The organism is Leuconostoc fallax KCTC 3537 (genome assembly GCF_000165675.1).
Taxonomy (GTDB): domain Bacteria; phylum Bacillota; class Bacilli; order Lactobacillales; family Lactobacillaceae; genus Leuconostoc_B; species Leuconostoc_B fallax.
Map to the genome: position 1 here is coordinate 81,617 of NZ_AEIZ01000010.1, position 26,330 is coordinate 107,946.

30 protein-coding genes, 1 other RNA gene and 1 pseudogene are annotated in these 26,330 nt (G+C 39.1%); 6 read left to right on the plus strand and 26 right to left on the minus strand.

Annotation, left to right across the window (positions count from 1 at the left end; all coding sequences use genetic code 11):
* Positions 1 to 83: 83 nt before the first annotated feature.
* Positions 84 to 455, minus strand: a complete 372-nt coding sequence (locus LEUFL_RS0102635) for a DUF1304 domain-containing protein (protein ID WP_010007277.1) — start codon at positions 453 to 455, stop codon at positions 84 to 86.
* Positions 456 to 695: 240 nt separating this feature from the next.
* Between LEUFL_RS0102635 and LEUFL_RS12955 the strand changes: the two are divergent.
* Positions 696 to 955, plus strand: a pseudogene (locus LEUFL_RS12955) (SemiSWEET family transporter).
* A 539-nt stretch (positions 956 to 1,494) separates the two neighbouring features.
* Here LEUFL_RS12955 and ssrA read toward each other — a convergent pair.
* From ssrA to LEUFL_RS12370, 18 genes are all read right to left on the minus strand, one after another.
* Positions 1,495 to 1,851, minus strand: a transfer-messenger RNA (tmRNA) gene (gene ssrA, locus LEUFL_RS12595).
* 71 nt (positions 1,852 to 1,922) lie between these two features.
* Complete coding sequence (gene accA, locus LEUFL_RS0102645; protein ID WP_010007279.1) at positions 1,923 to 2,705, minus strand: carboxyltransferase subunit alpha; 783 nt, start codon at positions 2,703 to 2,705, stop codon at positions 1,923 to 1,925.
* 1 nt (position 2,706) lies between these two features.
* On the minus strand, positions 2,707 to 3,549 hold the full coding sequence (locus tag LEUFL_RS0102650) for an acetyl-CoA carboxylase carboxyltransferase subunit beta (protein WP_010007280.1): 843 nt from the start codon (positions 3,547 to 3,549) through the stop codon (positions 2,707 to 2,709).
* 3 nt (positions 3,550 to 3,552) lie between these two features.
* Positions 3,553 to 4,929: an acetyl-CoA carboxylase biotin carboxylase subunit gene (accC, locus tag LEUFL_RS0102655; RefSeq protein WP_010007281.1), complete on the minus strand. Its 1,377-nt coding sequence runs from the start codon at positions 4,927 to 4,929 to the stop codon at positions 3,553 to 3,555.
* Position 4,930: 1 nt separating this feature from the next.
* Positions 4,931 to 5,362 (minus strand): 3-hydroxyacyl-ACP dehydratase FabZ, encoded by a 432-nt coding sequence (gene fabZ / locus LEUFL_RS0102660; protein ID WP_010007282.1) that lies wholly within the window; start codon positions 5,360 to 5,362, stop codon positions 4,931 to 4,933.
* 99 nt (positions 5,363 to 5,461) lie between these two features.
* Complete coding sequence (accB, locus tag LEUFL_RS0102665; protein ID WP_010007284.1) at positions 5,462 to 5,923, minus strand: acetyl-CoA carboxylase biotin carboxyl carrier protein; 462 nt, start codon at positions 5,921 to 5,923, stop codon at positions 5,462 to 5,464.
* A 3-nt stretch (positions 5,924 to 5,926) separates the two neighbouring features.
* Positions 5,927 to 7,180 carry a beta-ketoacyl-ACP synthase II gene (gene fabF, locus LEUFL_RS0102670; protein ID WP_010007286.1) on the minus strand — a complete coding sequence of 418 codons (1,254 nt, stop codon included), beginning with the start codon at positions 7,178 to 7,180 and terminating at the stop codon, positions 5,927 to 5,929.
* Between the two features lie 23 nt (positions 7,181 to 7,203).
* Positions 7,204 to 7,932, minus strand: a complete 729-nt coding sequence (gene fabG, locus LEUFL_RS0102675) for a 3-oxoacyl-ACP reductase FabG (RefSeq protein ID WP_010007288.1) — start codon at positions 7,930 to 7,932, stop codon at positions 7,204 to 7,206.
* Between the two features lies 1 nt (position 7,933).
* Positions 7,934 to 8,878 carry an ACP S-malonyltransferase gene (locus LEUFL_RS0102680; protein WP_010007289.1) on the minus strand — a complete coding sequence of 315 codons (945 nt, stop codon included), beginning with the start codon at positions 8,876 to 8,878 and terminating at the stop codon, positions 7,934 to 7,936.
* A gap of 44 nt (positions 8,879 to 8,922) precedes the next feature.
* Complete coding sequence (locus LEUFL_RS0102685) at positions 8,923 to 9,891, minus strand: DUF561 domain-containing protein (protein WP_010007290.1); 969 nt, start codon at positions 9,889 to 9,891, stop codon at positions 8,923 to 8,925.
* A gap of 46 nt (positions 9,892 to 9,937) precedes the next feature.
* A complete protein-coding gene (locus LEUFL_RS0102690) occupies positions 9,938 to 10,177 on the minus strand; it encodes an acyl carrier protein (RefSeq protein ID WP_010007294.1) in 240 nt (79 codons plus the stop codon).
* Between the two features lie 69 nt (positions 10,178 to 10,246).
* Complete coding sequence (locus tag LEUFL_RS0102695; protein ID WP_010007295.1) at positions 10,247 to 11,218, minus strand: beta-ketoacyl-ACP synthase III; 972 nt, start codon at positions 11,216 to 11,218, stop codon at positions 10,247 to 10,249.
* A 9-nt stretch (positions 11,219 to 11,227) separates the two neighbouring features.
* Complete coding sequence (locus tag LEUFL_RS0102700; protein ID WP_010007296.1) at positions 11,228 to 11,674, minus strand: MarR family winged helix-turn-helix transcriptional regulator; 447 nt, start codon at positions 11,672 to 11,674, stop codon at positions 11,228 to 11,230.
* Positions 11,675 to 11,682: 8 nt separating this feature from the next.
* Entirely contained in the window at positions 11,683 to 12,132 is a 450-nt protein-coding gene (fabZ, locus tag LEUFL_RS0102705) for a 3-hydroxyacyl-ACP dehydratase FabZ (protein WP_010007297.1), read from the minus strand.
* A 137-nt stretch (positions 12,133 to 12,269) separates the two neighbouring features.
* Complete coding sequence (locus LEUFL_RS0102710; RefSeq protein WP_010007298.1) at positions 12,270 to 13,079, minus strand: metallophosphoesterase; 810 nt, start codon at positions 13,077 to 13,079, stop codon at positions 12,270 to 12,272.
* A 54-nt stretch (positions 13,080 to 13,133) separates the two neighbouring features.
* Positions 13,134 to 13,889: a tyrosine-protein phosphatase gene (locus LEUFL_RS0102715; RefSeq protein ID WP_010007299.1), complete on the minus strand. Its 756-nt coding sequence runs from the start codon at positions 13,887 to 13,889 to the stop codon at positions 13,134 to 13,136.
* Positions 13,890 to 13,982: 93 nt separating this feature from the next.
* Positions 13,983 to 14,249 carry a hypothetical protein gene (locus LEUFL_RS0102720; protein ID WP_010007301.1) on the minus strand — a complete coding sequence of 89 codons (267 nt, stop codon included), beginning with the start codon at positions 14,247 to 14,249 and terminating at the stop codon, positions 13,983 to 13,985.
* A gap of 75 nt (positions 14,250 to 14,324) precedes the next feature.
* Positions 14,325 to 15,362, minus strand: a complete 1,038-nt coding sequence (locus LEUFL_RS12370) for a glycosyltransferase family 2 protein (RefSeq protein WP_010007303.1) — start codon at positions 15,360 to 15,362, stop codon at positions 14,325 to 14,327.
* Positions 15,363 to 15,551: 189 nt separating this feature from the next.
* Between LEUFL_RS12370 and LEUFL_RS0102730 the strand changes: the two genes are divergently transcribed.
* On the plus strand, positions 15,552 to 16,730 hold the full coding sequence (locus tag LEUFL_RS0102730) for a hypothetical protein (RefSeq protein WP_010007304.1): 1,179 nt from the start codon (positions 15,552 to 15,554) through the stop codon (positions 16,728 to 16,730).
* A 29-nt stretch (positions 16,731 to 16,759) separates the two neighbouring features.
* Here the strand turns inward: LEUFL_RS0102730 and LEUFL_RS12375 are convergent, their stop codons facing one another.
* The 7 genes from LEUFL_RS12375 to LEUFL_RS0102760 all read right to left on the minus strand — a co-directional run bounded on the left by LEUFL_RS12375 (position 16,760) and on the right by LEUFL_RS0102760 (position 23,212).
* Positions 16,760 to 17,263, minus strand: a complete 504-nt coding sequence (locus LEUFL_RS12375; RefSeq protein WP_010007305.1) for a GGDEF domain-containing protein — start codon at positions 17,261 to 17,263, stop codon at positions 16,760 to 16,762.
* Complete coding sequence (locus tag LEUFL_RS12380) at positions 17,233 to 17,871, minus strand: hypothetical protein (protein ID WP_010007307.1); 639 nt, start codon at positions 17,869 to 17,871, stop codon at positions 17,233 to 17,235. The genes LEUFL_RS12375 and LEUFL_RS12380 overlap by 31 nt, the downstream gene beginning before the upstream one ends.
* A gap of 1 nt (position 17,872) precedes the next feature.
* Positions 17,873 to 18,424 carry an EAL domain-containing protein gene (locus LEUFL_RS11130; RefSeq protein WP_237697876.1) on the minus strand — a complete coding sequence of 184 codons (552 nt, stop codon included), beginning with the start codon at positions 18,422 to 18,424 and terminating at the stop codon, positions 17,873 to 17,875.
* A complete protein-coding gene (locus tag LEUFL_RS13030) occupies positions 18,391 to 18,561 on the minus strand; it encodes a hypothetical protein (protein WP_010007311.1) in 171 nt (56 codons plus the stop codon). Before LEUFL_RS13030 ends, LEUFL_RS11130 begins: the two co-directional genes overlap by 34 nt.
* 46 nt (positions 18,562 to 18,607) lie before the next feature.
* On the minus strand, positions 18,608 to 20,596 hold the full coding sequence (locus LEUFL_RS0102750; RefSeq protein ID WP_010007313.1) for a glycosyltransferase family 2 protein: 1,989 nt from the start codon (positions 20,594 to 20,596) through the stop codon (positions 18,608 to 18,610).
* A gap of 2 nt (positions 20,597 to 20,598) precedes the next feature.
* Positions 20,599 to 21,666 (minus strand): family 8 glycosyl hydrolase, encoded by a 1,068-nt coding sequence (locus LEUFL_RS0102755; protein ID WP_010007314.1) that lies wholly within the window; start codon positions 21,664 to 21,666, stop codon positions 20,599 to 20,601.
* 130 nt (positions 21,667 to 21,796) lie between these two features.
* Positions 21,797 to 23,212, minus strand: coding sequence for an MFS transporter (locus LEUFL_RS0102760; RefSeq protein ID WP_010007315.1), 1,416 nt, complete (start codon positions 23,210 to 23,212; stop codon positions 21,797 to 21,799).
* Positions 23,213 to 23,349: 137 nt separating this feature from the next.
* On the opposite strand from LEUFL_RS0102760, the gene LEUFL_RS0102765 reads away from it, so the two are divergent.
* The 4 genes from LEUFL_RS0102765 to LEUFL_RS0102775 all read left to right on the plus strand — a co-directional run bounded on the left by LEUFL_RS0102765 (position 23,350) and on the right by LEUFL_RS0102775 (position 26,319).
* Positions 23,350 to 24,324 (plus strand): VOC family protein, encoded by a 975-nt coding sequence (locus LEUFL_RS0102765; protein WP_010007316.1) that lies wholly within the window; start codon positions 23,350 to 23,352, stop codon positions 24,322 to 24,324.
* An 81-nt stretch (positions 24,325 to 24,405) separates the two neighbouring features.
* Positions 24,406 to 25,029: a hypothetical protein gene (locus LEUFL_RS13035; RefSeq protein ID WP_237697874.1), complete on the plus strand. Its 624-nt coding sequence runs from the start codon at positions 24,406 to 24,408 to the stop codon at positions 25,027 to 25,029.
* Complete coding sequence (locus tag LEUFL_RS13040; protein ID WP_373419064.1) at positions 25,026 to 25,385, plus strand: phosphatase PAP2 family protein; 360 nt, start codon at positions 25,026 to 25,028, stop codon at positions 25,383 to 25,385. The genes LEUFL_RS13035 and LEUFL_RS13040 overlap by 4 nt, the downstream gene beginning before the upstream one ends.
* Before the next feature lie 91 nt (positions 25,386 to 25,476).
* Positions 25,477 to 26,319, plus strand: a complete 843-nt coding sequence (locus LEUFL_RS0102775; RefSeq protein WP_010007317.1) for an NAD(P)H-binding protein — start codon at positions 25,477 to 25,479, stop codon at positions 26,317 to 26,319.
* Positions 26,320 to 26,330 lie beyond the last annotated feature (11 nt).

A 26,330-nucleotide genomic window follows, 5' to 3' on the forward strand; every position in this document is an offset into this window, starting at 1 on the left:
TTGATGATAAAACGCTAAATGAGGTCAAAAATAAAAAGATCTCTTGCGAAGAAACTACTGCGCAAAAGATCTTTCGATGTTTGTTATTTTAAAAATAATAATGATAATAATGCCAAAATGGCTGGAGTGCCTTGTAATAATAAAATTTTAATATTTTGGGCTGTTATAGCACCATATACTGCCGCAAGACAGACAAAAATCACGAATAATATACTCCCAGAATATTGTGCATTGTCAGGAAAAGCAAAACGATTAATCAATAAACCAATACCGATAAAGCCATTGTAGAGGCCTTGATTCTTCATTGATATACGCGTCTCTGCCATCCTTGTATATGCTTCACTGAAACCAAATGCCACTGATAGCTTTTGAGGTGAACCAAACATCTCTAATAACATGATGCCAATAGCTTCTAACGCTACCACTATAACTAAAATAGTTGAAATAATATGCATCTTTATCTCCCATTCAATTAAATAACATACCCTGTATTGGCTTGTTAACCTATCAAGCATATCATTAATCTCATTAGCTTGTCAGCTGGATTGGAAAGAAAAACAGCTCTAATGGCAAACAGTATGCCAAAATAATCGACTGGTCAATATATTGGGTATTTTTAATTAATACAATCCATGTTGTGATTTTTTTCACTTTGATGTATTATTAAACCGCATAATAGAAAGGGAAAAAACATCATGCAAGAGACAAAATTTATAAAGTATCTAAGCTGGATTGCGACTGTCATGGCCGTATTAATGTATGTATCGTATATTCCTCAAATAGCAGATAACTTAGCTGGTTCCAAGGGAAATCCGCTACAGCCATTAGTAGCAGCTATTAACTGTACATTGTGGGTTGTGTATGCCCTCAAAAAAAGCACCACGATATACCTGTCGCGTTAGCTAATTTCCCCGGTATTGTATTTGGTCTCATTGCCTTCATCACGGCACTATGATTTCCAATCAGTTCTAATTGTGATTTAATTAACATTTAAATCACACGATTATGGCATCGCTATTCTTCTAGCTGATAATGATACTTATCCACTCTTATTCATCATCTCAATAAGTATCCTATTTTTACTTTATAAAGACATCTTAGCGCTTGTCATTGTGACTGTTACGCTAGGATGCTTTGTTGTCTTGTATTTACTGTTTTTAGTGTGATTGATTCAATTTTCCGATGCGATAAAATTATAAAATGCAATATTATAAAAAACCACGCGCTATATTTAATCTAACGCGTGGTTTTATTGTGTCTATTTTAATGCTGTGAAAGCTGTTTTACCATAAGAAATGTACTTATTTATATACTAACAATATCTGTATACAACCTTTAATAATTATGCCAAGTATCATACGTCGAATACTACCTGTCATCAAAATAGCGCTGTAGTAACTTAACATTGCCTAAATATGCAATACAGTGCAACATTTTTGTACAAAAAAGCGCCACATCAAGGTTTTAAAACCTTATGCAACGCCATGAAATGCTTAGTGGAGCCGAGGGGATTCGAACCCCTGTCCAAACTACCAGAAACATCAGCTTCTACGTTCATAGTGTCATCATTTAAATTTCACATTAATGTCCGCCATAACACGTAGCTCATCACTAATGCTAATCCGTCAATTTAATTTAATTTGTCCAGATTCAGCAAACTAAACGAGCCGACCTTTTTTATGGCCTGAATTAAGATGTCGGCACCCTAACCCAAGCTACGCACACTGGTTTTTAAGCAGCTACAGCGTAAGAGTTTTCGTTTTTTGCAGTTAAAATCTGCCCGCTTAACGCCCGGATGGCGAAACGCAGCCAATGCTCAAAAGTAACCTGTCGAATTCCAAGAACGACCCCAATATAAGTACGGTCTAAACTCAAATAACCTATACCTATTGTAACATTTTCACCATTAAATCACTATATTTTTAAAATGCGCGGAATCGTGCACGACGTTTTGCTAACAATTCATTAGGTGCTAATGTCTGTAATGATGTGATTTCGTCATCCAAACGTTTACGGATCAAATTAAATACGCGTGGATGATTACGACCTTCTGGTATGATATATTCAATAATTTGCTTTTCCATTAAGTCTTTTGGTGTCAGACCCATGACATCTGCAGCTTCATCAGCACGTTTTGAATCTTTCCACAAAATGGATGCAAAACCTTCAGGTGACAAAATAGAATACGTAGCATTTTGGAACATCCAAACTTGATCACTCGTTGCTAACGCCAAAGCGCCACCTGAACCCGCTTCACCATAAATAATGGCAATCATTGGAACAGTCAATTTCATTGATTTAAGAATACTTTGCGCAATAGCTTCCCCTTGCCCTTGTGCTTCAGCTGTCTTACCAGGAAAAGCACCAGGTGTATTAATAAATGTAATGATTGGTCGATTAAACTTATTAGCCTGTGCCATCAAGCGTTGCGCTTTACGATAACCATATGGTTCTGGTGAGCCATTTCGCTTGCTAATTTTATCTTGAATATCGGTTCCTCTGTCAATCACAATCACAGTTACCGGTTGTCCATTTAATCGGGCAATGCCACCAATAATACTATTATCATCACCACTTAAACGATCGCCATGTAATTCAATAAAATCAGTAAACACACCGTCAATGATTTCACGCGCAGCAAAACGATCTTCTCGTGATTTTTTGACAATTCGTGCTGGTGATAATTCTCGTTTAAATAAAGCCATGTTAAACCTCCGTAGATTGGTGTAATGCTACTAATTGGCCAATGGTATCAGCTAATGTTTCACGTGGCACTATTTTATCCACAAAACCATTCTTTAATAATGTCTCGGCACGTTGAAAATCTTTTGGTAACTTTTCATGAATCGTTGACTCAATCACTCGAGCACCAGCAAAACCAACTAATGCATGTGGCTCTGCCAAAGTGACATCTCCTTGCATCGCAAAACTAGCCGTAACCCCCCCAGTGGTAGGATCAGTTAAGACAACCAAGTATAGTAATCCAGCTTCTTGATGTTGTGCCACAGCAGCTGATATTTTAGCCATTTGCATCAAAGAATTAATTCCCTCTTGCATACGAGCACCACCAGAAGCTGTGAACAATACAACAGGTAGCTGATTTTCTGTAGCATATTCAAACAAGCGCGTGATTTTTTCACCTGTTTTGCTACCCAAAGAAGCCATCATGAAGTAAGGATCCATCACACCTAAGGCAACTTTTTGTCCCTTAATGACTGCTTCTCCAGTTAGAACAGATTCACCTAAATCAGTCTGTTCTTGCGCACGAGACAATTTATCTGCATAACCTGGAAAATCTGGATTTGTTTGTACAATATCCGCATCCATTTCAGTGAACGTATCAGTAAATAACGTAACACGCTCTCTAGCTTGCAAACGGAATCCATATCCACATTTAGAACAAACACGGTAGCGTCCAAGTTGCTTATTATACATTTGGGCGCCACAGTATGGACATGCTAAGAATAATCCATCTGGAATTCGCTCATTCACATTATCTTGTCGCTTTATTTTGGCAGTTTGATGTTTGTGCTGATCAAATATATTCATTGATTACTCCGTTCCTGGCAAACTTTCTGACCAACGAGGCAAAAATTCAGTTTCCAAATAACGCGTATTAAAATCACCACGTTGTACTTGCGGATCTGATACCAAAGCTTGTTGGAAAGTACGGTTTGTTTCAATTCCTTTAATACTAATCTCACCTAATACTCGTTGTAATTTCGCGATAGCTTGTCCGCGATCGTCCGCATGAACAATTACTTTACCAATCATCGAGTCATAAAACGGTTGGATTTTATCACCAGAGAATACGGCTGTATCTAAACGCACACCTGGTCCACCAGTTGGTAAGAAAACAAAATCAATTGTTCCCGCACTTGGCGCAAATTCTGCTGCAGGACGCTCAGCATTCAACCGTGATTCAATTGAATGGCCTTGTACTTGAACTTCATCTTGCGTTACTGGCAAATTCTCGCCGGCAGCAACTTGAATTTGTAATTTAATTAAATCAAGGCCAGTTACCATTTCTGTTACAGGATGCTCAACTTGGATACGTGTATTCATTTCCATGAAGTAGAAATTACCATCTCTATCTTCCAAAAATTCAATTGTTCCCGTATTGATGTAGCCAACAGCATCAGCGGCAGTTGTCGCAATTTTACCTAAATCAGCACGCATTGCATCAGTTATACCGGTTGCTGGACTTTCTTCCAGAACTTTTTGATTTTTACGTTGTAATGAGCAATTACGTTCTGGCAAATAAATCGTATGCCCTTGTTGATCACGAAAGATTTGTACTTCAATATGACGTACCTGTTGCATAACTTTTTCGATATACATATGATCGTCACCATAAGCAGCGCGGGCTTCATTTTGTGCATCATCAAATTTATCTGACAATTCGCTTTCAGAATAAACAAAACGCATGCCTTTACCACCACCACCAGCAGATGCTTTGAGTAGCAATGGATAACCTATACGATCAGCAACAGTTTTGGCTTCATCAAAATTATGAACAAAACCATCTGAACCGGGAATAACTGGAACGCCCGCTACTTTCATAGACTCACGTGCATGTTCTTTATTTCCCATTAAATCAATGGTTTCAGGTTTTGGTCCAATCCAAGTAATACCTACTTCGCCAACCATTTCAGCAAATAATGAATTTTCAGATAAAAAACCATATCCTGGATGAATCGCATCAGCACCAGTTAATAATGCGGCGCTTAAAATATTCTTCATATTCAAGTATGAATCTTTAGGTCGTGGGCCACCAACTGTAATGGCTTCATCCGCAATTTGAACATGTAAACTATCTTTATCTGCAGTAGAATAAATAGCTACTGAAGCAATACCCATTTCTTTTAAGGTGCGAATAATTCGAACGGCGACTTCTCCTCGATTGGCCACCAAAACTTTTTTAAACATATTAATCTCCAACTATGAATGTCAACTCTGCTGTCGTCGCCTTCTTACCATCAATGTACGCGATTCCCTTACCTGAGCCAACATTACCACGCAAACGATCTAATTTAACTTCGAGACGTAGTTGGTCACCAGGACGCACCATCTTACGATAACGCGCTTTCTTAATACCACCAAAATAAGCAGTCTTTCCCTTAAATTCTGGTAAAGAAAGTAAAGCAACTGCACCTGTTTGTGCCAAAGCTTCAACTGTTAAAGCGCCAGGGAACGTTGGGTTACCAGGGAAGTGCCCTTGAAAAATTTCTTCGTTGATACTGATATTTTTAATCGCAACTGCACGCTCACCTGGTTCTAGTTCTTCCACTGTATCTAACATCAACATTGGATAACGATGAGGTAAAATTTCTTGAATTTGTTGTGTGTTTAAAACTGTCATGATTATGTTGTCCTCTATATCAAAAATGCGAGCTACATACGTGCTCGCAATTTGTGCTCAAATTTGCACGTCACTTTTCTAATCAATTATTGAAATATTTTAGTCAGGAATAACGCGATAAATTGGCTTGTTATAGTCAACGACGTCTTCATTTTCGACCAAAATTTCACTAATAGTGCCGGCTACTTCACTATGAATTTCTGTCATTAATTTCATTGCTTCCACAACAGCCACTGTTTCACCTACCGAAACATGATCGCCGACTTGCTTGAAGGCGGGTGCTTCTGGCTTCGGTTGTAGATAAACAGTTCCCACCATTGGCGCAACAATTTCTACACCTGGTGTTTCTGGTTGTGCAAGTGGATGTACATCATTACTTGCAGGTGTTTGCGGAATAGCAGCAACGCTTGGTTCTGCTGCTACTGTTGTGGTAGTCATTGCAGGTGTATCATTTTTTGATAGGTGTAATTGAAAATCACCATCATGAATACTCAATTCGCGCAATGAACCATTCTCTAAATCTGTAATCAGTTCTTTAATTTCGGAAAGTGTTAAACTCATTTATTATGCCTCTTCATGCCACTTCTTAAATACGACAACTGCATTATGTCCACCAAAACCAAATGAGTTACTCATAACGTATTCTGGTGCAACATGACGATTTTCTTCATTAACAAGGTCAACAAGTTTTGTGTCGTCATCTTGTTCGTCAACGCCGACGTTAACAGGTAATTCTTCGCGTACCAAAGCACCAACAGAAATCACTGACTCAATGGCACCAGCTGCACCAAGAAGATGTCCTGTCATTCCCTTAGTTGAACTCACCAATACATTGTTAGCGCCAAACACATTAGCAATAGCATGTGCTTCACTACCATCATTGGCACCAGTTGCTGTACCGTGTGCATTAATATAGCTCACTTGTTCAGCCTTGATGTTCGCATCATCCAATGCGGCTTGCATGGCACGTGTTGCCCCTTCACCATCAGGTGCAGGACTTGTCATGTGATACGCATCAGAAGTTGCACCATATCCCACGATTTCGCCTAATATCTTAGCACCACGCGCTTGAGCATGTTCCAAACTCTCTAATACTAATACACCACTACCTTCACCTAATACGAAGCCATGACGATTTTTATCGAATGGCTTTGAAGCTTGTGCTGGATCAGCTTCAGTAGACAATGCTGTCAAAGCAGCGAAACCAGCAATCCCGATTTCGTTAACTGTTGCTTCAGCACCACCAGCTAACATAACATCTGTTTTACCACTTTGAATCTTCCAAAATGCTTCACCAACAGCGTTAGTTGCACTGGCACAAGCTGTCACGATTGTTGCGTTGATACCTTTTGCACCAAAGCGTAGTGACACGTTACCTGATACCATGTTAGGAATTGACATTGGGACGAATAATGGGCTAACACGTTGTGGCCCCTTATCGTGCATCTTAATAACTTGTTCTTGAATTGTTGTTAAACCACCAATACCATTACCCAAAAGTACGCCAAAACGCTTTGGATCAGCAACGTTAACATTACCTTCTTCATCTTTTAAGCCAGCATTTTCAAGTGCTTGGTCTGACGCGTCAATCGCATACTGCGCAAACAAATCCATCTTGCGGCCATCACGCTTACCTACACGTAATTTCACATCAAAGTCTGCTACTTCTCCTGCAACCGTGATGCCAGTTTCTGATGCATCAAATTTTGTAATTGGTCGAATACCAACTTCAGAATTGAAAATACCATTCAAAAATGTTTCTGTATCATTTCCTAAAGGTGCAACCGCACCCATACCAGTAATTACTACTCGTGTCATGTTAAAACCTCTCTCGCTTAAGACTAAATATACAAACCACCATCAATTGTGATTGTTTGTCCCGTAATATATTGGTTTTCTGCTAAGAAGAGTGCTGTTTGTGCGATTTCTTCTACATTACCAAATCGTTGCAATGGGATAGCTTGAAGTACTTGTTCTTTAACCTTGTCTGATAAATTATCAGTCATATCAGATACAATCATACCTGGTGCAATCGCATTGACACGGATACCACGTAAGGCACCTTCCTTGGCCAATGACTTTGTTAAGCCAACAATACCAGCTTTGGAAGCTGCATAGTTAGCTTGCCCCATGTTACCCATCAAACCAACAACTGAACTCAAGTTAATGATAGCGCCAGTACGTGCACGCAACATTTTCTTGAAAATTGGTTGTGTGACATTAAATGTGCCATTTAAATTGGTGTTGACCACTTGTGCAAAGTCAGTTGCTGACATGCCCATCACTAACTTATCGTTAACAATACCGGCATTATTAACTAATACATCAATACCGGCAAAACCTTCTTGTTTATATAATGCTTTAATTGCTGCTTCTGCTGCATCCGCATCCGCAATATCAAATTGGACAGTTTGTGTATCTGGTGCAAATTCGGCCAAAACTTCTGGCTTAATTGCTGAACGGCCATGTAAAATCACATGCGCACCAGCCTTGGCAAATGCTTTAGCAATAGCTAAACCAATGCCACGTGATGAACCAGTTACCAAAACGGTCTTATCTTCAAACATCATGTTAGACTCCCTCTTCACTTGTCAATAGTGCTTTTACTTCATTGAAACTCTCCAAATCAGTAATGGCATATCGCTTTACAGTTTTAGGTGCAATTTTCTTAGCGAACTTAATCAATGTACTGCTTGGACCTACTTCAATTAGTGTGTCAACACCTGCATCTAGCATTTTTTGTAATGCTTGAGCAAAATAAGTTGGTGACATCAATTGTCGTGTTAAAACATCATGCAGTTGATCAATGTCAAAGACATCAGATGTGGTATTTGAATAAATAGGGAAGGTCATCTCATGGAATGTTTCATCCGCAATTCGCTCACCTAATTGATCTGCTGCCTCTTGCAGCAATGGTGTATGAAAGGCACCCGAAACAGGCAATGCCACTGTTCGCTTAATACCTGCCTCTGTTAGGGCTGTCACTGCCTCATCGACATCTTCCGCAATACCGCCAATAACGAGTTGTGCGAAAGTATTGTAATTAGCTGCATATACACGCTTGCCCTGAGATTGCAACTTCTCCAATACACCTTCAATCAATGCTTGATCATCACCCATAATGGCAACCATCTTACCTGGATTAGCATTACCAACAGCTTGCATATAAGCACCACGATCTTTAATAATCGCTACTGCCTGCTCATAGTCCATAACACCAGCTGCAGTCAAAGCTGAATATTCACCCAAGCTCAAGCCAAGACCCGCGATTGGCTTTGGTAATGTATCTCCCAAAGCAGTGATAATCCCAGTACTCATTGCTAAAATAGCTGGCTGTACATATTGTGTTTGCGCTAATTTTTGCTCATCTTCTGCAGTCAGTTGCGCTAAGTCATAACCTAAAACCTGTGATGCACGATCAATGACTTGTTGATATTCTGGAACATTAGCATACAAGTCAGCACCCATGCCTACTTGTTGTGCACCCTGTCCACTAAATAGTAATCCGATTTTCATATTCGAAGTTTTCCTCAAACAGCTCTATTATACGAAGCTTGTGCTTAGTCTTTTGCTGGCCACTCAACGCCCATCAAATCAGCAGCTTGTGACCAGACATCTTCCAAGATTTGTGCTGCTGATTTTTCATCATGAATCAATCCAGAAATCTGTCCTGCCATGAAAGCACCACCATCTTTATCACCTTGCTGAACAGCCGCACGTAACGTACCACTTTCAAGTTTCTCGATAGCAGCAGCATCTGGCTTTGGCTTTTGTAATTCATTAACTTCGTTCTTAACAAATGCCTTGGCCATCTTATTCTTCAAGACACGCGCACGATTGCCCAAAAGGTTTCCCGTCACAATCGTATCGATATCACGTGCCTTCAATACTGCCTTCTTGAAATTATCATGAATTTCAGATTCAGTGGCTGTCAAAAAGCGTGTGCCCATCTGTACACCAGATGCACCTAACATAAAGGCAGCGGCAGCACCACGGCCATCACCGATACCACCAGCAGCAATAACTGGAATATCAACAGCATCGACAACTTGTGGAACCAAAGCCATTGTTGTCAACATACCAATGTGACCACCTGATTCCATTCCTTCAGCAACAACGGCGTCAACACCTTTTTTCTCCATCATACGTGCCAAACCAACTGAAGGCACAACTGGAATCACAATAATGCCAGCTTCATGGAGTTCTTCTAAGAATGGTGAAGGATCACCAGCGCCTGTGGCAACAACACGAACACCTTCTTCAATAATGACATCAAAAACTTCACGAATATGACGACTCATGAGCATAACGTTAACACCAAAAGGCTTATCAGTTAATGACTTAGCGCGACGAATTTCGTGGCGAACATCATCCCCATGCCAATAACCCGTTCCGATGAATCCCAAACCACCAGCTTCAGATATTGCGGCTGCTAAGGCGCCAGTTCCGGCCCAAGTCATACCACCTTCCATGATGGGATACTTCATGCCTAATTTTTCAAATATTGGATTTTCTATCTTAACAGTCATTACTTGTCTCCACTTAAAATTATTATGTACAGCAAAAGCTGCTTACTTAGGCAGCCAATTGCTCTTTGATCTTGTTAACCAAGTCTTGTACAGTCTTGATGTCTTCAGCAACTGCCAACTTAATATCGAAATCATCTTCAACACGGTTCAATACTTCAAACAAGTCTAATGAATCAGCATCGATATCGTTTGTCATATCAGTTGTTAATGACACTTCGTCATCTTCCAAATCAAATTGGTCAACCAAAATCTCTTTTACTTTGTCAAAAATTTCTGCATCTGTCATGTTATTTTTCTCCTGAAAAAATGAATAGTATAGTTATTTGACCTGCATTCTACGCAGTTTCAAATCAAATTAAATGTGCCAAATTTGTGCGCCGACCGTCAGGCCACCACCAAATCCGGCTAGTGCGATAGTTTGTCCTGGGCGCACCGTACCAGCCTCAAGTAATTCATCGAGTAAGATACCAATGCTAGCTGCACTCGTATTGCCATGTTTTTCCATATTCGTTGGGAATTTAGCAATAGGCTGTCCAAATCGCTTAGCAATTGATGAGACAATTCGTGAATTAGCTTGATGTAATAAATAATAATCAACATCATCAGCACTCAAATTTGCTTGTGTTAATGCTGCTTGTAAGGCATCAGGTACTTCGCGTGTTGCAAAGCCATAAACCTCACGACCATTTTGATGGAAATAAGGATCTAATGGGCTAATTTCTCCAGAGAAAGGATTCGTGTTGGCAAACTTACCTGCCACTAAGTTTTCCCCTTTGGCACCAAATGTTCTTAATTCTTCACTTAACAGGCCGATATTTTGATCTGTTCTTTCGACTAGGACACCTGCAGCACCATCGCCGAACAAAACAGCAGTTGTTCGATCCTGCCAGTCTACTAACTTCGACAATGTTTCAGCACCAATAACTAAACCACGCTGATAGCGTGTTGTTAAAAAGCTAGCAGCCACACTGAGACCATAAACGAAGCCAGAACAAGCAGCACTCAAATCAAAAGCAAAGGCATTTGTTGCGCCAATATTAGCTTGTACAATGGCAGCCGTACTAGGTGACATGCTATCTGGTGACATAGTGCTCACAATAATAAAGTCCAAGCTTTCAGGTGAAATACCGGCTTTGGTAATGATTTTTTGTGCCACTTGGCTAGCCAAGTCACTTGTATTTTCGGTTGTCACAATATGGCGCTGATGAATCCCTGTTCGGGTATAAATCCACTCATCATTGGTTTCCATCATTGTGCTCAACTCATCGTTTGTCACGTCACGGCCTGGAATCTGATGCGCCGAGGCAATGATTTTCAATTGTTCCATAACTTCCTCTTAATGCTTAATTACTCGTGCCAGATAATTGACCAAGTTGTGAATTGCTTTTTTAACAATTTGCACTTCTTCTGGTGGCATATCTTTTAACAAGTTATGTGCCAAATCACGATGAAAACCTTGATGAGCACGATAAACAACGCGCCCTTTATGCGTTAAACCCAATCGTACAACTCGGCGATCTCGATTAGAGCGGCGACGTTCAACGTACCCCTTCTCAACTAATCGGTCAATTGCTGTCGTCATAGCACTAGGTGTTAAGTGAATAATCTTCGCGACTTCGGAGGCACTCTTTTCATCGTACATTGAAATTGCATCAATCGTATGCATCTCTTTGATTGAAATATCAGAGAAATAACTACGCCGCAACGCAGCTTCTTCAATCCAGATAACATTATTAAAAACGCCAACTAGATCCGCATTCAATTGTTCAAAATCTGCATTCAATATTTAACTCACGCCTTAACTTCTTCATCTGGGGCAACGACGAACATCAAATCGGCGCTAGTCGCTACTTTGTCGTTCACACGTGCCTCAACAGCAACTGTTCCCATATTTGCACGAAGATTTTTAAATGATACATGCAACTTCAAAACATCGCCAGGTCGTACCATTTGCTTAAACTTTGCATTATCAATCCCTGTCATATAGGCTGTCTTACCTTGAAACTTTGGTGAAGATAAAATCAAAATTGAAGCGGCTTGTGCCAATGACTCAATAATCAATACTCCTGGCATCACTGGATTCCCAGGGAAATGCCCCTGGAAAAACTGTTCATTAATCGTCACGTTCTTAACCGCAACGATTGATTCATCTGGTACCATCTCCTCCACGTAATCCATATAAAGAATAGGATAACGGTTAGGGATAAGCTTCATAATATCTGTAGTATTCAGAACTGCCAAATTCTTGCTCCTTCCTGAACAAACTTCAAATTATTTCGATAATCGAAACATTCAATACGTCAAATCTTATCAGTTATTATTTCGATTGTCAAACTAATTACGGGGTCAACTAAAAAGCTAAATGTAGCATTTAGCTTTTACACATCTAGGACAACAAGTCGCTGTTGCCATTCAGTCAGAAAGTCGTCATGTGCCCATTCATTTACTCGCGTCGTGTGATACCCGACAGCCGGATTATAATACACATTATTACCCACTGTTACGGGTGCTGGGTGCAAGTGCAAATGGCCCGTAACTGTCGCAATAGTATAAGATTGATCCACTAATTCACCAACCTTTGGGCTACCTAAGAATGCATTGACCATGTCTAACTTCTGATTATGATTCGGGAAGCGCTTAATATAGTCAAACCGTGGTACAAAGTGAGACACAAGAATGGTCTTTTTGTCTGCCGCCTCCCGTAATTGTTGCGCCATTTGGTTTAGATTAATATTGAAACGTTCACGATCAGACATTGGTTGTTCAATACGACGATCATACCAAAAAGCTTTTTTAAACTGTTGAATTTCTTGATCCTGATAGGTATCTCCAACAAAGCCATAATCATACCAACCATTGTTACCAATTAGGCGTACCGTTGGCGTTAAATCAATGAATTTATTGTGTAAGTAAACGGTATCAATATCACTTTCTAATTCTTCATAAGTAACATTATTGCCCATGTCATGATTGCCAGCAATAAAACGAATGGTCACTTTATGGTCGACTAACGCTTCCATTTCTTGAACAAATCTTAAAGATTTTTCAAAATTATTAAACAAATCGCCGGCTAAAACATAAACATTAATACCCTCATTTAATAAGTAAAGCGCTTGCGCATTCATTGCCCGAGCAACCTCTATCTTATTTAAATCAAAGTGATTATCTGATGAAAAAGCAACTCTCACTTTACTATTTCTCCCTAGTTTAAAGTGAATTTATTATAGCATAATTAGTATGCGCTAAAAATCTCTTCTTTTTATTGGTACAGCTTCGAATGGGGTCAAAGCATCCCCGTTAACTAATGCTCGCGCATTTTCTTGATAGATTGCCACATAATCATCGCCCATTTGTTGTGCTAAGCGTTCAAAGGCAGCGCTCATTTCATAAGTACGACCTGGTAAATGATGCGCATCTGAAGCAAATAAATGTGCTAATCCAGAGCGAACAATGTCATCACTGAATTTTTGCACTGCCTTCCCAAAGGTACCAACATAACTGCTAGCAGTAACTTGTGCATATGCGCCCCGATCGATAAAATCATACAAAATATCAGGTTTGGCCATGAGTCTGGTATTACGTTCAGGGTGCACAATAATTGGTGTTATGCCACGTTGTTGGACTTCATACAAAACATCTTTTGAAAACGTTGGGACATCATTAGAAGGAAATTCAATTAAAATATAGTGCCCAGTTTCATCAGTGGTTAAAATATCGTGCTGATCCAGTGCTTCTAATAACTTACCTGTAATTCTGACTTCTTGTGATGGAAAAACCGTTAACGGGATTTGAGCATCATTTAGCGCCAACTGAAAATCTTGTGTCGCTTTAATGACATCATCACGATGATTCGTATAATGACCATTCATATGATGTGGTGTCATTAGTGCAGCTGTAATACCATCAGCAACAGCGTCTCGCGCCAACTGTAGTGAAATATCCAGGCTTTTTGAACCATCATCTATTCCTGGTAATAAATGACAATGTACATCAATCATCGATTTCATCCTTTCAACGTCGTTATTTTTAAGTATAACAAAAAGCTATCATCTGCTGTCGCAGACCATAGCTTTTTATCGATATATTATCAATTACTTATTGTTTTGCTTACCCAATTTTGGCATAAACAAACTTGCAACAAAAGCAGCAACTAATGCAATCGCTATCACACCGGCAAATACATTACCTTGCGCCAAAAACATCCCCAAAACAATTGTGACCAATGTTCCTGCAATAGTTAATACAATCGCTGTCTTTTGCATTGTTGTTAAACGGTTAAATTCACTATGGAAACTAATGCCTAACATAAGGGTGCCAATGAGTGACATAATTCCAAATAAGATATGTGCAATGAGCATAATCTTCCCCTGTTCCTATTTTCTTACATATATATAGTAACATATTATAACAGTCGTTGGGCTGTTCACGCTACCTTACTCCGACAAATTATGATGGTTAAGCATACGCTGGCTATCACGTAAAAGGCCCTTATCTTGACCTGATTCTTTTAAATAATCTTGATATTGTTGTGGCGTACTATGACGCGCAATTAAACTTGCTTCCTTAATACTGGCCATTGCCCGCCCAGTTTGTGTAATATAATTCGCATAATGCTGCATTGCTGACCAAATTTGGTCAATTAGGTCTAAACGTGGCGGCGTCAATTTAAAGAGTTCAGCCAATAATTGACTCAGCGCATAAAAGTTCTTAGCAGCAGCTGCTTCCGTCAAACGAATATTAATGTTAGACATACGCTCAAAAATCGCAGCCGTAATGTCTAACATAATTAATTCATTTTCATTAAAATGCATATGCATGATACTGCTCTCACGCTCAAGATAGACGTAATCTGTCTCTTGTCTTAAAATGACCTTTTTTGCTTTCAAAAATATTTTGGGTACAATTTCAAAATCTTCATATATAATTCCTGATTTAAACCTTAAATCGTGAAACAGCTCGCGCCGATAAATTTTTCCCCAACAACTCACGTCAATATTATCTTGTAATAATAACTTTTCAGTAGCACGATAACCATCTACGATTGTAAAACTTTGTTTTTGTACTGGTCGATTGAGTACAAGATTAGCTTCTTGATAGTTACCTACTTCAACACAACGGGTAGTCACAATATCAGCTTGTTCGTTCAACAATGTTGGCACACTATTCGCCAAATAAAACGGTGTAATCATATCATCAGCATCAACAAAGGTAATTAAATCACCCGTCGTCGCATCTAAGCCTGTATTTCTAGCATCGGCCACCCCTTTGTTTTCCTGATGATACACTTGAATACGTGCATCTTGATGGGCTAACTGATCAGCTACCTGCCCAGACCCATCGTTACTGCCATCATCGACCAATATCAATTCAAAATTACGATATGTTTGATTCAATATAGATACCACACCATGCGGTAAATAATCGTGAACATTATAAAATGGCATGATAATGGATACCTTGGGTTCTGTCATTATGACTCCTTTTTAGTTCTTAACTTCCTATATATACGTACTTTTATGATAACGCTATTAAATCACTTATGCATGATTTTGATTTCTTTTTTGTGTTAAATATTTTATAAATATTTCTTTAATGTTACATTGACATTTCAATTTTTAACAGTTATGATAGCTGTGTTCAATACTATTGGAGGAATAATCATGAGAAAAGAAGTCAGTTTATCCGTTGCTGCTTTACTATTAGGAACAGGCTTTATGGTTTCTAATGTATCGGCCGATGATACAAGCCAAGCAACAGCTACAAAAGTACTTACTTTAGCCAATCCTACTGCTTACTACAATATTTCCGTTAATGAAGCCAAACAATATATCAATCAAGTTGATTCATCAGCTATTCAGCGTATTCAAAATAGCACCTCACAATACCGGCAATCTCAGCTTAATAGTACCAGTGATTTGAATCATTTACTTAGTGCGCTACGTAACATTGAAAACAATGATCAAGCGCCTGTCCAGGTACGTGGTTATCTTGGCCCCATTGATGCCGCATTAAGTAGCATTGGCTCTCAATCTCGTCAAGCTAAGTCTAATGCCCTTAATCAATTAGATCAACTATTTGGCACAACCACAACGAATGTACAAAATAAAAATGCTGCACCAACTTTGACTAAAGTCAGTACAGCAAAGTCTAATACAATGAGTTGGCGTTTTGAAAAGAATAGTACGTTAGTATCAGTCAATATCAATCAACCAACCACCGTTAACATCATAGGTGGGCAACATTCAACTATCACTTATGCGGTGTATACACTAAAGAATCATCAGTTCATTAAAACGCAGACATTTTCTAGTGTTGGTCCCCGTCAGGTAAAATTAAGTGCGGGGCAACGTCTGGATATCTCAGCACAAACAGCCCAAGCGAATGGCGATCGTTATACAGTGACAATGCCGTATATCAGTAAAACATTCGATGTTAAGTCAACGCAATCACAACCATCTGTGACAAACAAACCCACAACGTCAACGGTTAAAAAAGCAAATCAAGCACAGCCAAATAAAAAGCCAGCAATCAAGACAACACCAAAAGCTAGTACAATGAGCTGGAAAGTACAACATAACGTTACCACAGTATCCGTCAACGCCAATCAAGCAACGACTGTCAAAATTACTGGTGCACAACATTCGACACTCACATATAAACTTTATACGAATAAAAATGGTAAAATAACTCAGACAAGCACTTTCTCTAGTCGTGGTCCACGCCAAATCAACTTAACCACTGGTCAAAGATTAGATATATTCGCTCAGACCCAATATCGTTCTGATCATTATACAATTACGATGCCTTATGTCACACGCACCTTTCAAGTAAAAAAGTAAAATAAAAAACATCCAAATATGGATGTTTTTTATTTTGTCTCAATTGTCGTTTGTGCCCGACCATTTGCTTTAGCCTGATAAAGTAATTCATCAGCTGAACGTAAAACACTCGACAAATCATGATGATGACGCAATAACCCGACACCACCGGAAAAGCTAATTGTTCGCCCGTCTATCTCATCCCAAGGCATTGTTTTGAGCTGACGTTGTAAAGATTCAAAGAATAATGCCAAATCACCAATGTGACTAGCATCAAATATCCAAACGAATTCTTCGCCGCCATAACGATACAAGTTTAATGGCTCATTACCGTTTTTATACTGGAGGTATTCCGAGAGAAATTCAGAAAAGTGCTGCAATAACTGGTTGCCATTCAGATGTCCAAATTCATCATTAATTTGTTTAAAATAATCTAAATCAAAAATTGCAATCCCTAGATTATCATTATCTTGAGAATACCAAGATAAATCTTTTTCTAGCTTACGATAATTGAACAGCCCCGTTAAATTATCGTGGTAACTATTTTGATACAATTTTTGTTCTGATACTGTAACTTAACAACTTGTAAATATAATTGCCGCACAATAATCAGTACAGCTATACCAACACCAACTCTATATAAGGACTGTATTAATTCAAACAATTCTGATCCAGATTGAACGGCCATTAATGGAATATCTGAAGCAAACCATAGCTTAGTCGTGACCGCTAATATTTCACACACAATAATTGCCAGTAATTGATTAGGAATGAGATAAGTCGTGACACTCATAAGTAAGAATACAAATAATCCAAAAGCAAAGCACATAATGATAACACGTAGAGATAAACTATCGTCAATAAAGAAAATAAAGAGTAATGCAAATAGTGGTGTAATTAGTGTTAAAAAGAAGGCTTGGCGCTTACTAATCAAAAAATATGTCAGAATTGCTAATAAATACTCATGCGCAATATTACCAACAAAGTTGTAAGAAACTGACATTGTGGTATAAACCATCGATCCTGACATCAAAACTTTAATTAAGTCAACGTACCCATTTTTAAATTCACTAATATTAATAAACCGCAAGCTAATGAGTGTTGATGTTGCTAAACTCGCTACAATCAGCATCAACATAAAATAATTATAAAACTCAACCATTTTACACTAATAACTCCTCAATTTTGTGTGGCTTACCAAAGTAATAACCTTGTTGTAATTGAATGCCAATGTCATATAATCGTTGTGCTTGTAATTCACTATTGACACCTTCCACAATGAACAATTTATCTTGTTGATTTAACTTTTCTTGGCAAATAGTCAATTGCCTTAGTACATCAGGTAATGCATTATTTTGAATTAAGTCCTGAGAAAATTTAAGACCATCAGCTAAACGTAACGTGTATAAATCATCATGCATCAAGAGGTTATCCACATCATCAAATAAAACACGATATCCTAATTGTTGTACATAGGCCATAAATTGTCGCGCTAAGGCCACATCTTTTTCGTCATATTGCCGTTCCGTTATTTCGATAAAAATCTGTTGTGCTAACGGTTGTAACTGATTCAAAAATTGAAATGTTTCATTAAATTGCAACTGAGCGATTTCAAAATTAATTGAGAACTTGATATGTGGATTGGTTTTCATGATTGGTCGCAACGCTTGTTGTACCCAGTCTAAGAAAGTGTGATTACCAACTTTCGTCCCAATCGTGCTAAAAAAGCTTGCCCAGGGAACTGATGCGTTTGCTGGTCGCGTAATAGCAATTCATAACAAAATATATCAAAATGCTGCTCATTATCTAATGCAACAATGGGCTGTACAACAAAATAGTACGTGTTCTTCATAAGGCAACCCCATTTTATCTAGAAAAGCGACGTCCGAGACAATGCCTTACGCATCTGTCTTTTTCTGATAAGCTTCACGCCGTTTCAATGTATTAAACCACCACACAGCTAAAATATGCCAAATACTATTATTACGCTGTGCTGATACAATCTGACTTGAAGGCTGGCCATAAGTATGACGAATAATGAAAGCATAAGCTTGCAAATCTAATGCTTTAAACGTCACCCCTAGCAACAACCCGTCATCAATTGGTTTTTGCCATTGGTTCTCAAAATTCATTTTAACATTATCGATAATTAACGTACTGTTATCAATGTGCGTGTTTTGTGAAAAATCACCCATCAATTTCATTCTGGCACCGTTCTCATTCCAATCCAATAAGTGCCCGGATAACATTGTGTGATCGGGCAGTTCAATCTGGATGGCATGCTGGCTTTCAAAGCGTTCTGATTGTCGCAAACGTGGTCGCTCATTCGATAGATAAGCCGCCAATATCAATGATACTAAATTATATAATAACCAGAAAATATTGATGTAAATTCCTTGCACGGGATAAGGGCTTGGCCAATAGCCACTAACAAAGCCAATCCCACGAACTAAACCAATGATCGATAGTACTAATAACACAAGCACTGGCCATGCTGTCGCCCAATTATAAAAACTTGCATCGCTGTTCACACCTTTACGGGTAACAGCAAAACCCTTTTTAGACTTTAAGAATAATTCATTAAATACGGCATAAGCCATAAATGGTGCAGTTGCGACTTCATAAATATTACTCAACATTACCGTTTGCTTCTTTTCGCTGACCAAGTTAAACGCTAATTGTGATGCAATAAATGCTGGTAACCAGAAAATCAATATCTGATACATATCAGTTTGCAAGCTATATTGTCCAAACACCAAAAATAATATGGGTGCCAACAAGAAAATCATTTTATAAATACCTGAGAACCAGTAATGAATACCATCGGCGTACAGAATGCGTTGAACTAGGCTCAAACCTTCTAATCGCCATGGATTCCACTTCTTGGCCACTTGGATATTACCCCGTGCCCAACGATCACGTTGCTTAATTAAATCACCAAATGTTTCTGGTGCTAAGCCACTCGCTAGGTTTTCATTAACAAAGCCAGAGCGCCAGCCTTTAGCTTGCAAAAACATCCCCGTCGCCATATCCTCGGTAATCACACCGGTACTAAAGCCACCGATACTATTTAAGGCTTCACGTCTAAATATTGCATTTGATCCGACGTACATCACTGCATTAAAGGCATCTTTTTGCGCTTCAATACTACGCATGAAGAAATCTTGATCATTACCAATCGTGTCACTCGCAAAAAGGTTAAATTGATACGGATCTTCGTTGAAGAACGTTTGTGGTGCTTGCATGAAGCCCATTTTAGGATCATGGAAATAACCTACCGTGAGTGCCAAGAAATCCTCACGCATCACCATGTCTGCATCCATCGTTACAACTAACTCCCCTTGAGAGACAGTCATCGCATGATTCAAATTACCAGCTTTCGCATGTTCATGTGTGAGTCGGCTGACATAATGTACGCCTAATTCTTGGCATAATTGCTCAACTTCAGGACGATCACCATCATCACACACATAAATGTTCACTAATTCTGGCTTCGGATAATACGCTAAAGTTGCGGCCACAATACCGCGTTTCAATATTTCTTTGCCTTCATTATAAGTAGCAATCATAATATCCACACTCGGATACTCGCCTTTAAACAAGCTCAATGGTTCGGCTGCACGCTTATATTTTCTAAGGAAGACACGATAGAATACTAGGGATAAAACGAAGCCCCCTACTTCAGCTGCCAATAATAATATGCCAAAAAAGATACTTAATGCATTATTTGTTGGTAACGTCCAACCTGCACGCCACACAATATAGACGCTCATCGTTACAATGTAGAGCAGTAACAGTAATTGTCGGCTTTTATGGTAACGTTTCCCCAAAAAATAGCTCATTAATAGTACCGCAATTAATATGCCTTCAAAAATCACAATATGCATCACTATTCCTCCAGTTTTAAATTGTTTTCAATCATGAGTAACGCTAACACTTGTAGCGTATCCGCATAATAATTCCCCGTTATTTTTTCTGACTTAACGCGCCGAACTAATCCTTTAGCATAGTCATTAAACGACTGCTTTTGCTGATAAGCCGCCACCGCCACTGGCGCTACAAATGCCATAGACGTGTAATCATTACGTGCTTGTCCGTTTAAATCATAAACTGCCTTAATCTGTTCTTGTTGGCTGAAAAAGTCAAGCATCTTACGATTTATTGCTTTTAACTGTGCATTATCCGACTGAAAAGCCAGACGCATTGGGATTCGATTAGCATTCCAACCATAATCACCATCATTTTTACTCTCAAATGTGTTCGCTGATACCGCACTAATACCATCTGATCTTGCCCAAATAAAATCAGGCATTAAACCAACTGAACTACTATCACTTAACTTTTGTAAAGTTTGTACTGATTTTTCAGATAGCTTATGCCAACGTTCATCTTGTGTTGTGGCATAGAAAGTTTCAAAATAAGCTGGTATCAAATCTGATGTCCGCACTAAGTCATGATACTTTGTATCTGATTTCGCCCAGTTACCCACATATGGTAGTTCATTTTGGCTGTTATAGTTGTAGCGTAATATATCATCTAATAGTGCTTTAGCAAGTTGACGATAATTATACTGTCCACTAGATCCCCACAATCGATCCGCTTGCAGCAACGCAAAAGCAATATCCAAATCACCGTCCGTGGCATTGGTCCGGTTATTTTTAAGCGTCACCATCTTTTGACCGCGCTGTACTTGTTTCCAAGCCATCAAATGATTCGATGCACTAATCGTATGCTTTTGATAGTAAACAAGCAGGCGATTAAATGCTTTTTGATCCGCCTGCTTGTTTTGTGCAGCCAAAACCGTAATCAGCATGCCATAACCTTGTGCCTCAGACAATGCGGTCTTACTTTTGGTTTTGCGATCACTACCGTTGACATACGCACCATCTTGATAGTTTGTCACATACTGCGCACGCCATTGTTCATAAATACCACGTTCTGGCTTACTTTTTATCATCTGATAGATACCAATACACAAAAAAATACAACGCCGATTACAATAATCAAAAATAGCTTTCGATTCTTCATACAATCATATTACCCTAGAATATTTAAATATGTCTATTGTTATATTCATGAAAGGGTTTTTATTTTGCGATATGTCCTGAATTGCGCCATAATCGGTACGCTACTAGGCACCATGCTACTAAAATCAAGCCGAGTGAAACATAAAAAGCAAAGTGCATCCCATTCAAAAATACTTCTGGATGTTGCGGCACATAATCTGTCACATGACGATTCAGTTGTGTTGACATACTGATGAAAAGTAATGTTGTTGCAAGTACTGTTCCCAACACAAATCCCATATTTCGTGCCAAAGCATTTAATGAACCCGCAATACCAAAATACTGATGGGTGACGTTTTCCATTACCAAAGCATTATTAGGCGATTGGAACAGCCCTGCCGCTGCACCATTTAAAATGAATGTCCCAATAAGCCAGATGAATGTACTTTCTGCATGAAAGACAATATATCCAAATTGAGAAATAACTAAACCTGTTAAGCCCACAATTGTGATAACTTCTTTATTCAATTTATCCGACAAAACACCTGAAATTGGTGCAAAAATAAACATCGCAGCTGGAATTGACATTAACAATAGCCCCGAAAAACCAGCTGTGAAATGACGGTAATTTTGTAAGTAAAATGGCATTAAAATATTGTTACATGCACTACTTGTGAACACTAATAAGCTCGAAATGACACTGATATTAAATAATTTATTCTTGAAAATCGCTAATGCTAGCAAGGGATGCTTTACCCGACGCTCCGTCATAATAAACCAGATAAATAACATCACTGTGATAAATAAGCCAAGCCAGGTCAATGTTGATGCATAGCCCAATGACTGTAAGCTATTTAAGCTTAAGAACAGCACCACAATCAATAAAAATAGCTGACTTGCACCAATTATATCGACTTCTTTTATATGCGTTGATTGTGTTTCCCGTGGTAAGACGCTATGTCCCACCGCAGCGGCAATAATGCCAATTGGTACATTCAGCCAAAAAATGTATGACCAAGGCAAAAATTGTAGCAATACACCACCAACTGCCGGACCACTAATTAAGCCCAACGAGACAAACATGGCAATAATTGACATCGAACGCGCTCGCGTACTGGGAGTTGAAATCATGGATGTAATACCGAAGCTATTACTCATTGTCATTGCAGCCCCAATCGCTTGTACAATTCGTGCCACAATCAAAAAAGATAAGCCAAAATTAAAGCCCGCTAATAATGAGCCAACGGTAAAAATTAATGTACCATAGCGAAAAATTGTTGTTTTCCCCATTAAGTCGCCTAATCGACCAAACAGTAACAACAAGCCAGAGATAACCACAAGATACACCGTTACCGTCCACGTGACCTCTTGCATACCAACACCTAGTTCACGCGAAATGGTTGGCAAAGCAATATTTACAATCGAACCATCCAATGTCGACATAAAGGCGAATAAACCAATGGAAAGTAAGGCCAATACTTTTTTACTTTTAATCATACGTCACTCCTCAAAACAGTCTGCTATCATTATAACCCGTTCATCAACTTTTCCAAATTAAGCGTGTTTGCTTTTGCCCAAATTAAAAACAGCGTAAACTAGAACTAGATGTTCGACCGTATTGAAAGGAGTCAACCATGAGTAAAACGATTTTAGGATTGCACCACGTCACTGCAATTACATCGAGTGCACCCAAAATCTGTGATTTTTTTATGAATAAACTAGGCATGCATTTTATTAAACGCTCTGCCAACCAAGATAACATTCTGACATATCATCTCTACTTTACCGATGATATGGGTGAGCCTGGTGCCATTATGACTTTTTTCGTCAATCCCGATGAAAAATCAAGACAAATTGGTAATAATGAAATTTCACGATTAACCTTTAGAGTGCCTAGTGATGCTGCATTGTCCTACTGGCAAAAGCGTTTTGATCGCTTACAAGTACGTTATGAACCGCAAATTCACACACAATTTGGTGCAAAATATCTTAATTTTTATGATTTTGACGGTCAACAATATGCACTGGTCAGTGAAGCGACTAATCGGCAGACAAATGTGATGACTCAACCACACCGCCCTTGGCGATACGCTGATGTCGATGAGGCTCACGCCATCATTGGTTTAGGACCGGTAACGATTACGTTGCATGAACCAAAGGCTATCGATCAGGTTTTGACTCAGATCTTAAAAGCTGAAAAAGTAACGAGCACAGCTGATCAAAAGTACCATCTTTATGAATTTGCTCATGGTGGCTTAGGCGCACAAATTATTATCCATAGTTGTGGTGATAATATCGATGGTGTTCAGGGATATGGGGGTGTCCATCATATCGCCTTTACAGTACAGGATGACCAGGCTTTAGCACAGTGGCAGGATTGCTTCCACCATCATGCATTACCACACTCTGATGTCATCGATCGTTATTACTTTAAGTCACAATACTTTCGACCAGTCCCACGTATTCTTTTTGAACTCGCTACGACTCAACCCGGCTTTTTCATTGATGAAACTTATGAAGAAGCGGATAAAAAGCTTGCGTTACCACCTTTCTTAGAACCAGAACGTCACAATATTGAAGCGCATCTTGCGCCATTCGATACAAAATAAAGTGCATTTCTTTACATTATTAAGACCGTTTGCTGATAATATTCTTCTATACTCAAGGTATATCTTGAGTCTTTGGAGGACATGATGATGCAACAGCTTAATGATGTTTTAGGTTCCGAGTTTGATGAGCACCGGCTCAATTTTTCAACCACTTCGGGTGAGTGGCGTGGTGTCAAAATTTATTTGAGTATCGTCCTTGTCGCCTTACTCATTGCCACTTTCTTTGATCAACAAATCAGTCATTTCATTGTTAATCAGAATTCTATTTTTGGTAATATTTTCCAAAACTACGCTGATGGTGGTGAATTTATTGTTTTATTTGTTAGTTTTCAAATGATTGCATGGTTTACATGGTTCGAATGTCAAGAACCCGTCACACGTGGTTTGATGACTGCTTTGGCGCTAGGCTTTTCATTTAATCAGCTATTCGATCAATTTACCGATGCGATGACCTATACGTATTCAATGCTTGGTAATATTGCCAAAGGTATTCCAGCTGGTGTGGCTAATAATGATACAGCGGCGACAAGCCTTTATCCACAAAGTTTACAGTGGTTCCTAACCGCACTCACTTTCCTTTTCTTATCTTGGCTGTTCTTTATCTATGTGAGCCACAAAAGTTCACAACAACGCCGTTATTTTTCTTTGCTGCACTTATTGGTATCCTCGTTGCCAAAACAGCTGATACGACAATCAATGATATGAAAGATCTTTGGGGACGTTTCCGCCCGTACGAAATATCTGCTAGTGGCGCTGAATTCACCCCTTGGTACCATCTCAATGGCGTGAATGGTCACAAATCTTTCCCTTCTGGTCACACAATGTCTGGCTTTCTATTCTTATATCTGACTTTTTTCGTACCACGTGAAAATAGAAGTTGGCAAAAAGGGATGACTATTTTCGGCTTGGCGATGGGCACTTTAACTGCCCTGAGTCGTGTACGTATTGGCGCTCACTGGTTGAGCGATGTCTCGATGTCTGCGCTAATTGTTGGGACCATCATTTTCTTAGCCAGTCGCTTACTCGGTGCGCATTTTATTGAACCTGATAAAGCATCTTAACTTAAATGAGTTGACTTAACGTCTACCTGTTACTATAATAATTACAGGTAGACGTTTTATTTTACTCTATTTTAGAAAAGAGGAATTATATATGAAATACGCCATTACAACTGCAACTGGAAAATTTGGTCGTGTTGCCGTTCAACACTTAGCAGAACTTGTGCCGGTTAATGATATTATTGCTTTAGCACGAAATGTGGATAAAGCCAAAACATTATTGCCAGAAGGCATTGATATTCGACCAGGTGACTATACAAATGTTGCTGAATTAACGCAATCACTCGCTGGTGTCGATCGTCTTTTATTTATCTCATCTCAGCCGGGCGATGTTGTGAGTCGTGAGCAACAACACCTCAATGTCGTTGAAGCTGCTAAGGCAGCAGGCGTTGGGTATATTGCTTATACGAGTTTCCCGCATGCTGATCAGGCTACTGCTATATTAGCAACTGACCATCAAACAACAGAAACAGCCATCTTAGAATCTGGTATCGCGCATTCTTTCTTACGCAATAACTGGTATCTTGAAAACGAAGCTGGTGCGATTAAAGCCGCCATGGCTGGTCAACCTTTCGTCTATTCTGCCGGAGACGGTCAAGTTGGTTGGGCATTGGAAAAAGAATACGCGCAAGCAGCTAGTCGAGTATTAGTGACACCTCATCCTAAGTCTGTCTACGAATTCTCAGGAGCGCCGTTAACTTACCAAGAATTAGCCAAACATATTCCTGGTGACTTTGAAGTGAAGTCTGTCGATGATGAAACATATGCCGATATTCTACAACGAAATGGCTTAGATGCAGGAACCGCTCACTTTGTCACTTTGGTACAAGCCTTCATCCGTAAAGGCGAACTTAGCATGACATCAGATGATTTACCAACTGTTCTTGAACATCCCCTGACACCAATTGATGAAGCCATTGCCATCATTACAAAATAAACAATAAAAAA

Coding starts and splice junctions, on each gene's coding strand:
- LEUFL_RS0102635 (WP_010007277.1), bottom strand. CDS start 455: ATGCATATTATTTCAACTATTTTAGTTATAGTGGTAGCGTTAGAAGCT.
- accA (WP_010007279.1), bottom strand. CDS start 2,705: ATGGCTTTATTTAAACGAGAATTATCACCAGCACGAATTGTCAAAAAA.
- LEUFL_RS0102650 (WP_010007280.1), bottom strand. CDS start 3,549: ATGAATATATTTGATCAGCACAAACATCAAACTGCCAAAATAAAGCGA.
- accC (WP_010007281.1), bottom strand. CDS start 4,929: ATGTTTAAAAAAGTTTTGGTGGCCAATCGAGGAGAAGTCGCCGTTCGA.
- fabZ (WP_010007282.1), bottom strand. CDS start 5,362: ATGACAGTTTTAAACACACAACAAATTCAAGAAATTTTACCTCATCGT.
- accB (WP_010007284.1), bottom strand. CDS start 5,923: ATGAGTTTAACACTTTCCGAAATTAAAGAACTGATTACAGATTTAGAG.
- fabF (WP_010007286.1), bottom strand. CDS start 7,180: ATGACACGAGTAGTAATTACTGGTATGGGTGCGGTTGCACCTTTAGGA.
- fabG (WP_010007288.1), bottom strand. CDS start 7,932: ATGATGTTTGAAGATAAGACCGTTTTGGTAACTGGTTCATCACGTGGC.
- LEUFL_RS0102680 (WP_010007289.1), bottom strand. CDS start 8,878: ATGAAAATCGGATTACTATTTAGTGGACAGGGTGCACAACAAGTAGGC.
- LEUFL_RS0102685 (WP_010007290.1), bottom strand. CDS start 9,891: ATGACTGTTAAGATAGAAAATCCAATATTTGAAAAATTAGGCATGAAG.
- LEUFL_RS0102690 (WP_010007294.1), bottom strand. CDS start 10,177: ATGACAGATGCAGAAATTTTTGACAAAGTAAAAGAGATTTTGGTTGAC.
- LEUFL_RS0102695 (WP_010007295.1), bottom strand. CDS start 11,218: ATGGAACAATTGAAAATCATTGCCTCGGCGCATCAGATTCCAGGCCGT.
- LEUFL_RS0102715 (WP_010007299.1), bottom strand. CDS start 13,889: ATGATTGATGTACATTGTCATTTATTACCAGGAATAGATGATGGTTCA.
- LEUFL_RS0102720 (WP_010007301.1), bottom strand. CDS start 14,249: ATGCTCATTGCACATATCTTATTTGGAATTATGTCACTCATTGGCACC.
- LEUFL_RS12370 (WP_010007303.1), bottom strand. CDS start 15,362: ATGACAGAACCCAAGGTATCCATTATCATGCCATTTTATAATGTTCAC.
- LEUFL_RS0102730 (WP_010007304.1), top strand. CDS start 15,552: ATGAGAAAAGAAGTCAGTTTATCCGTTGCTGCTTTACTATTAGGAACA.
- LEUFL_RS12380 (WP_010007307.1), bottom strand. CDS start 17,871: ATGGTTGAGTTTTATAATTATTTTATGTTGATGCTGATTGTAGCGAGT.
- LEUFL_RS13030 (WP_010007311.1), bottom strand. CDS start 18,561: ATGAAGAACACGTACTATTTTGTTGTACAGCCCATTGTTGCATTAGAT.
- LEUFL_RS0102750 (WP_010007313.1), bottom strand. CDS start 20,596: ATGCATATTGTGATTTTTGAAGGCATATTAATTGCGGTACTATTAATG.
- LEUFL_RS0102755 (WP_010007314.1), bottom strand. CDS start 21,666: ATGATAAAAAGTAAGCCAGAACGTGGTATTTATGAACAATGGCGTGCG.
- LEUFL_RS0102760 (WP_010007315.1), bottom strand. CDS start 23,212: ATGATTAAAAGTAAAAAAGTATTGGCCTTACTTTCCATTGGTTTATTC.
- LEUFL_RS0102765 (WP_010007316.1), top strand. CDS start 23,350: ATGAGTAAAACGATTTTAGGATTGCACCACGTCACTGCAATTACATCG.
- LEUFL_RS13035 (WP_237697874.1), top strand. CDS start 24,406: ATGATGATGCAACAGCTTAATGATGTTTTAGGTTCCGAGTTTGATGAG.
- LEUFL_RS13040 (WP_373419064.1), top strand. CDS start 25,026: ATGAAAGATCTTTGGGGACGTTTCCGCCCGTACGAAATATCTGCTAGT.
- LEUFL_RS0102775 (WP_010007317.1), top strand. CDS start 25,477: ATGAAATACGCCATTACAACTGCAACTGGAAAATTTGGTCGTGTTGCC.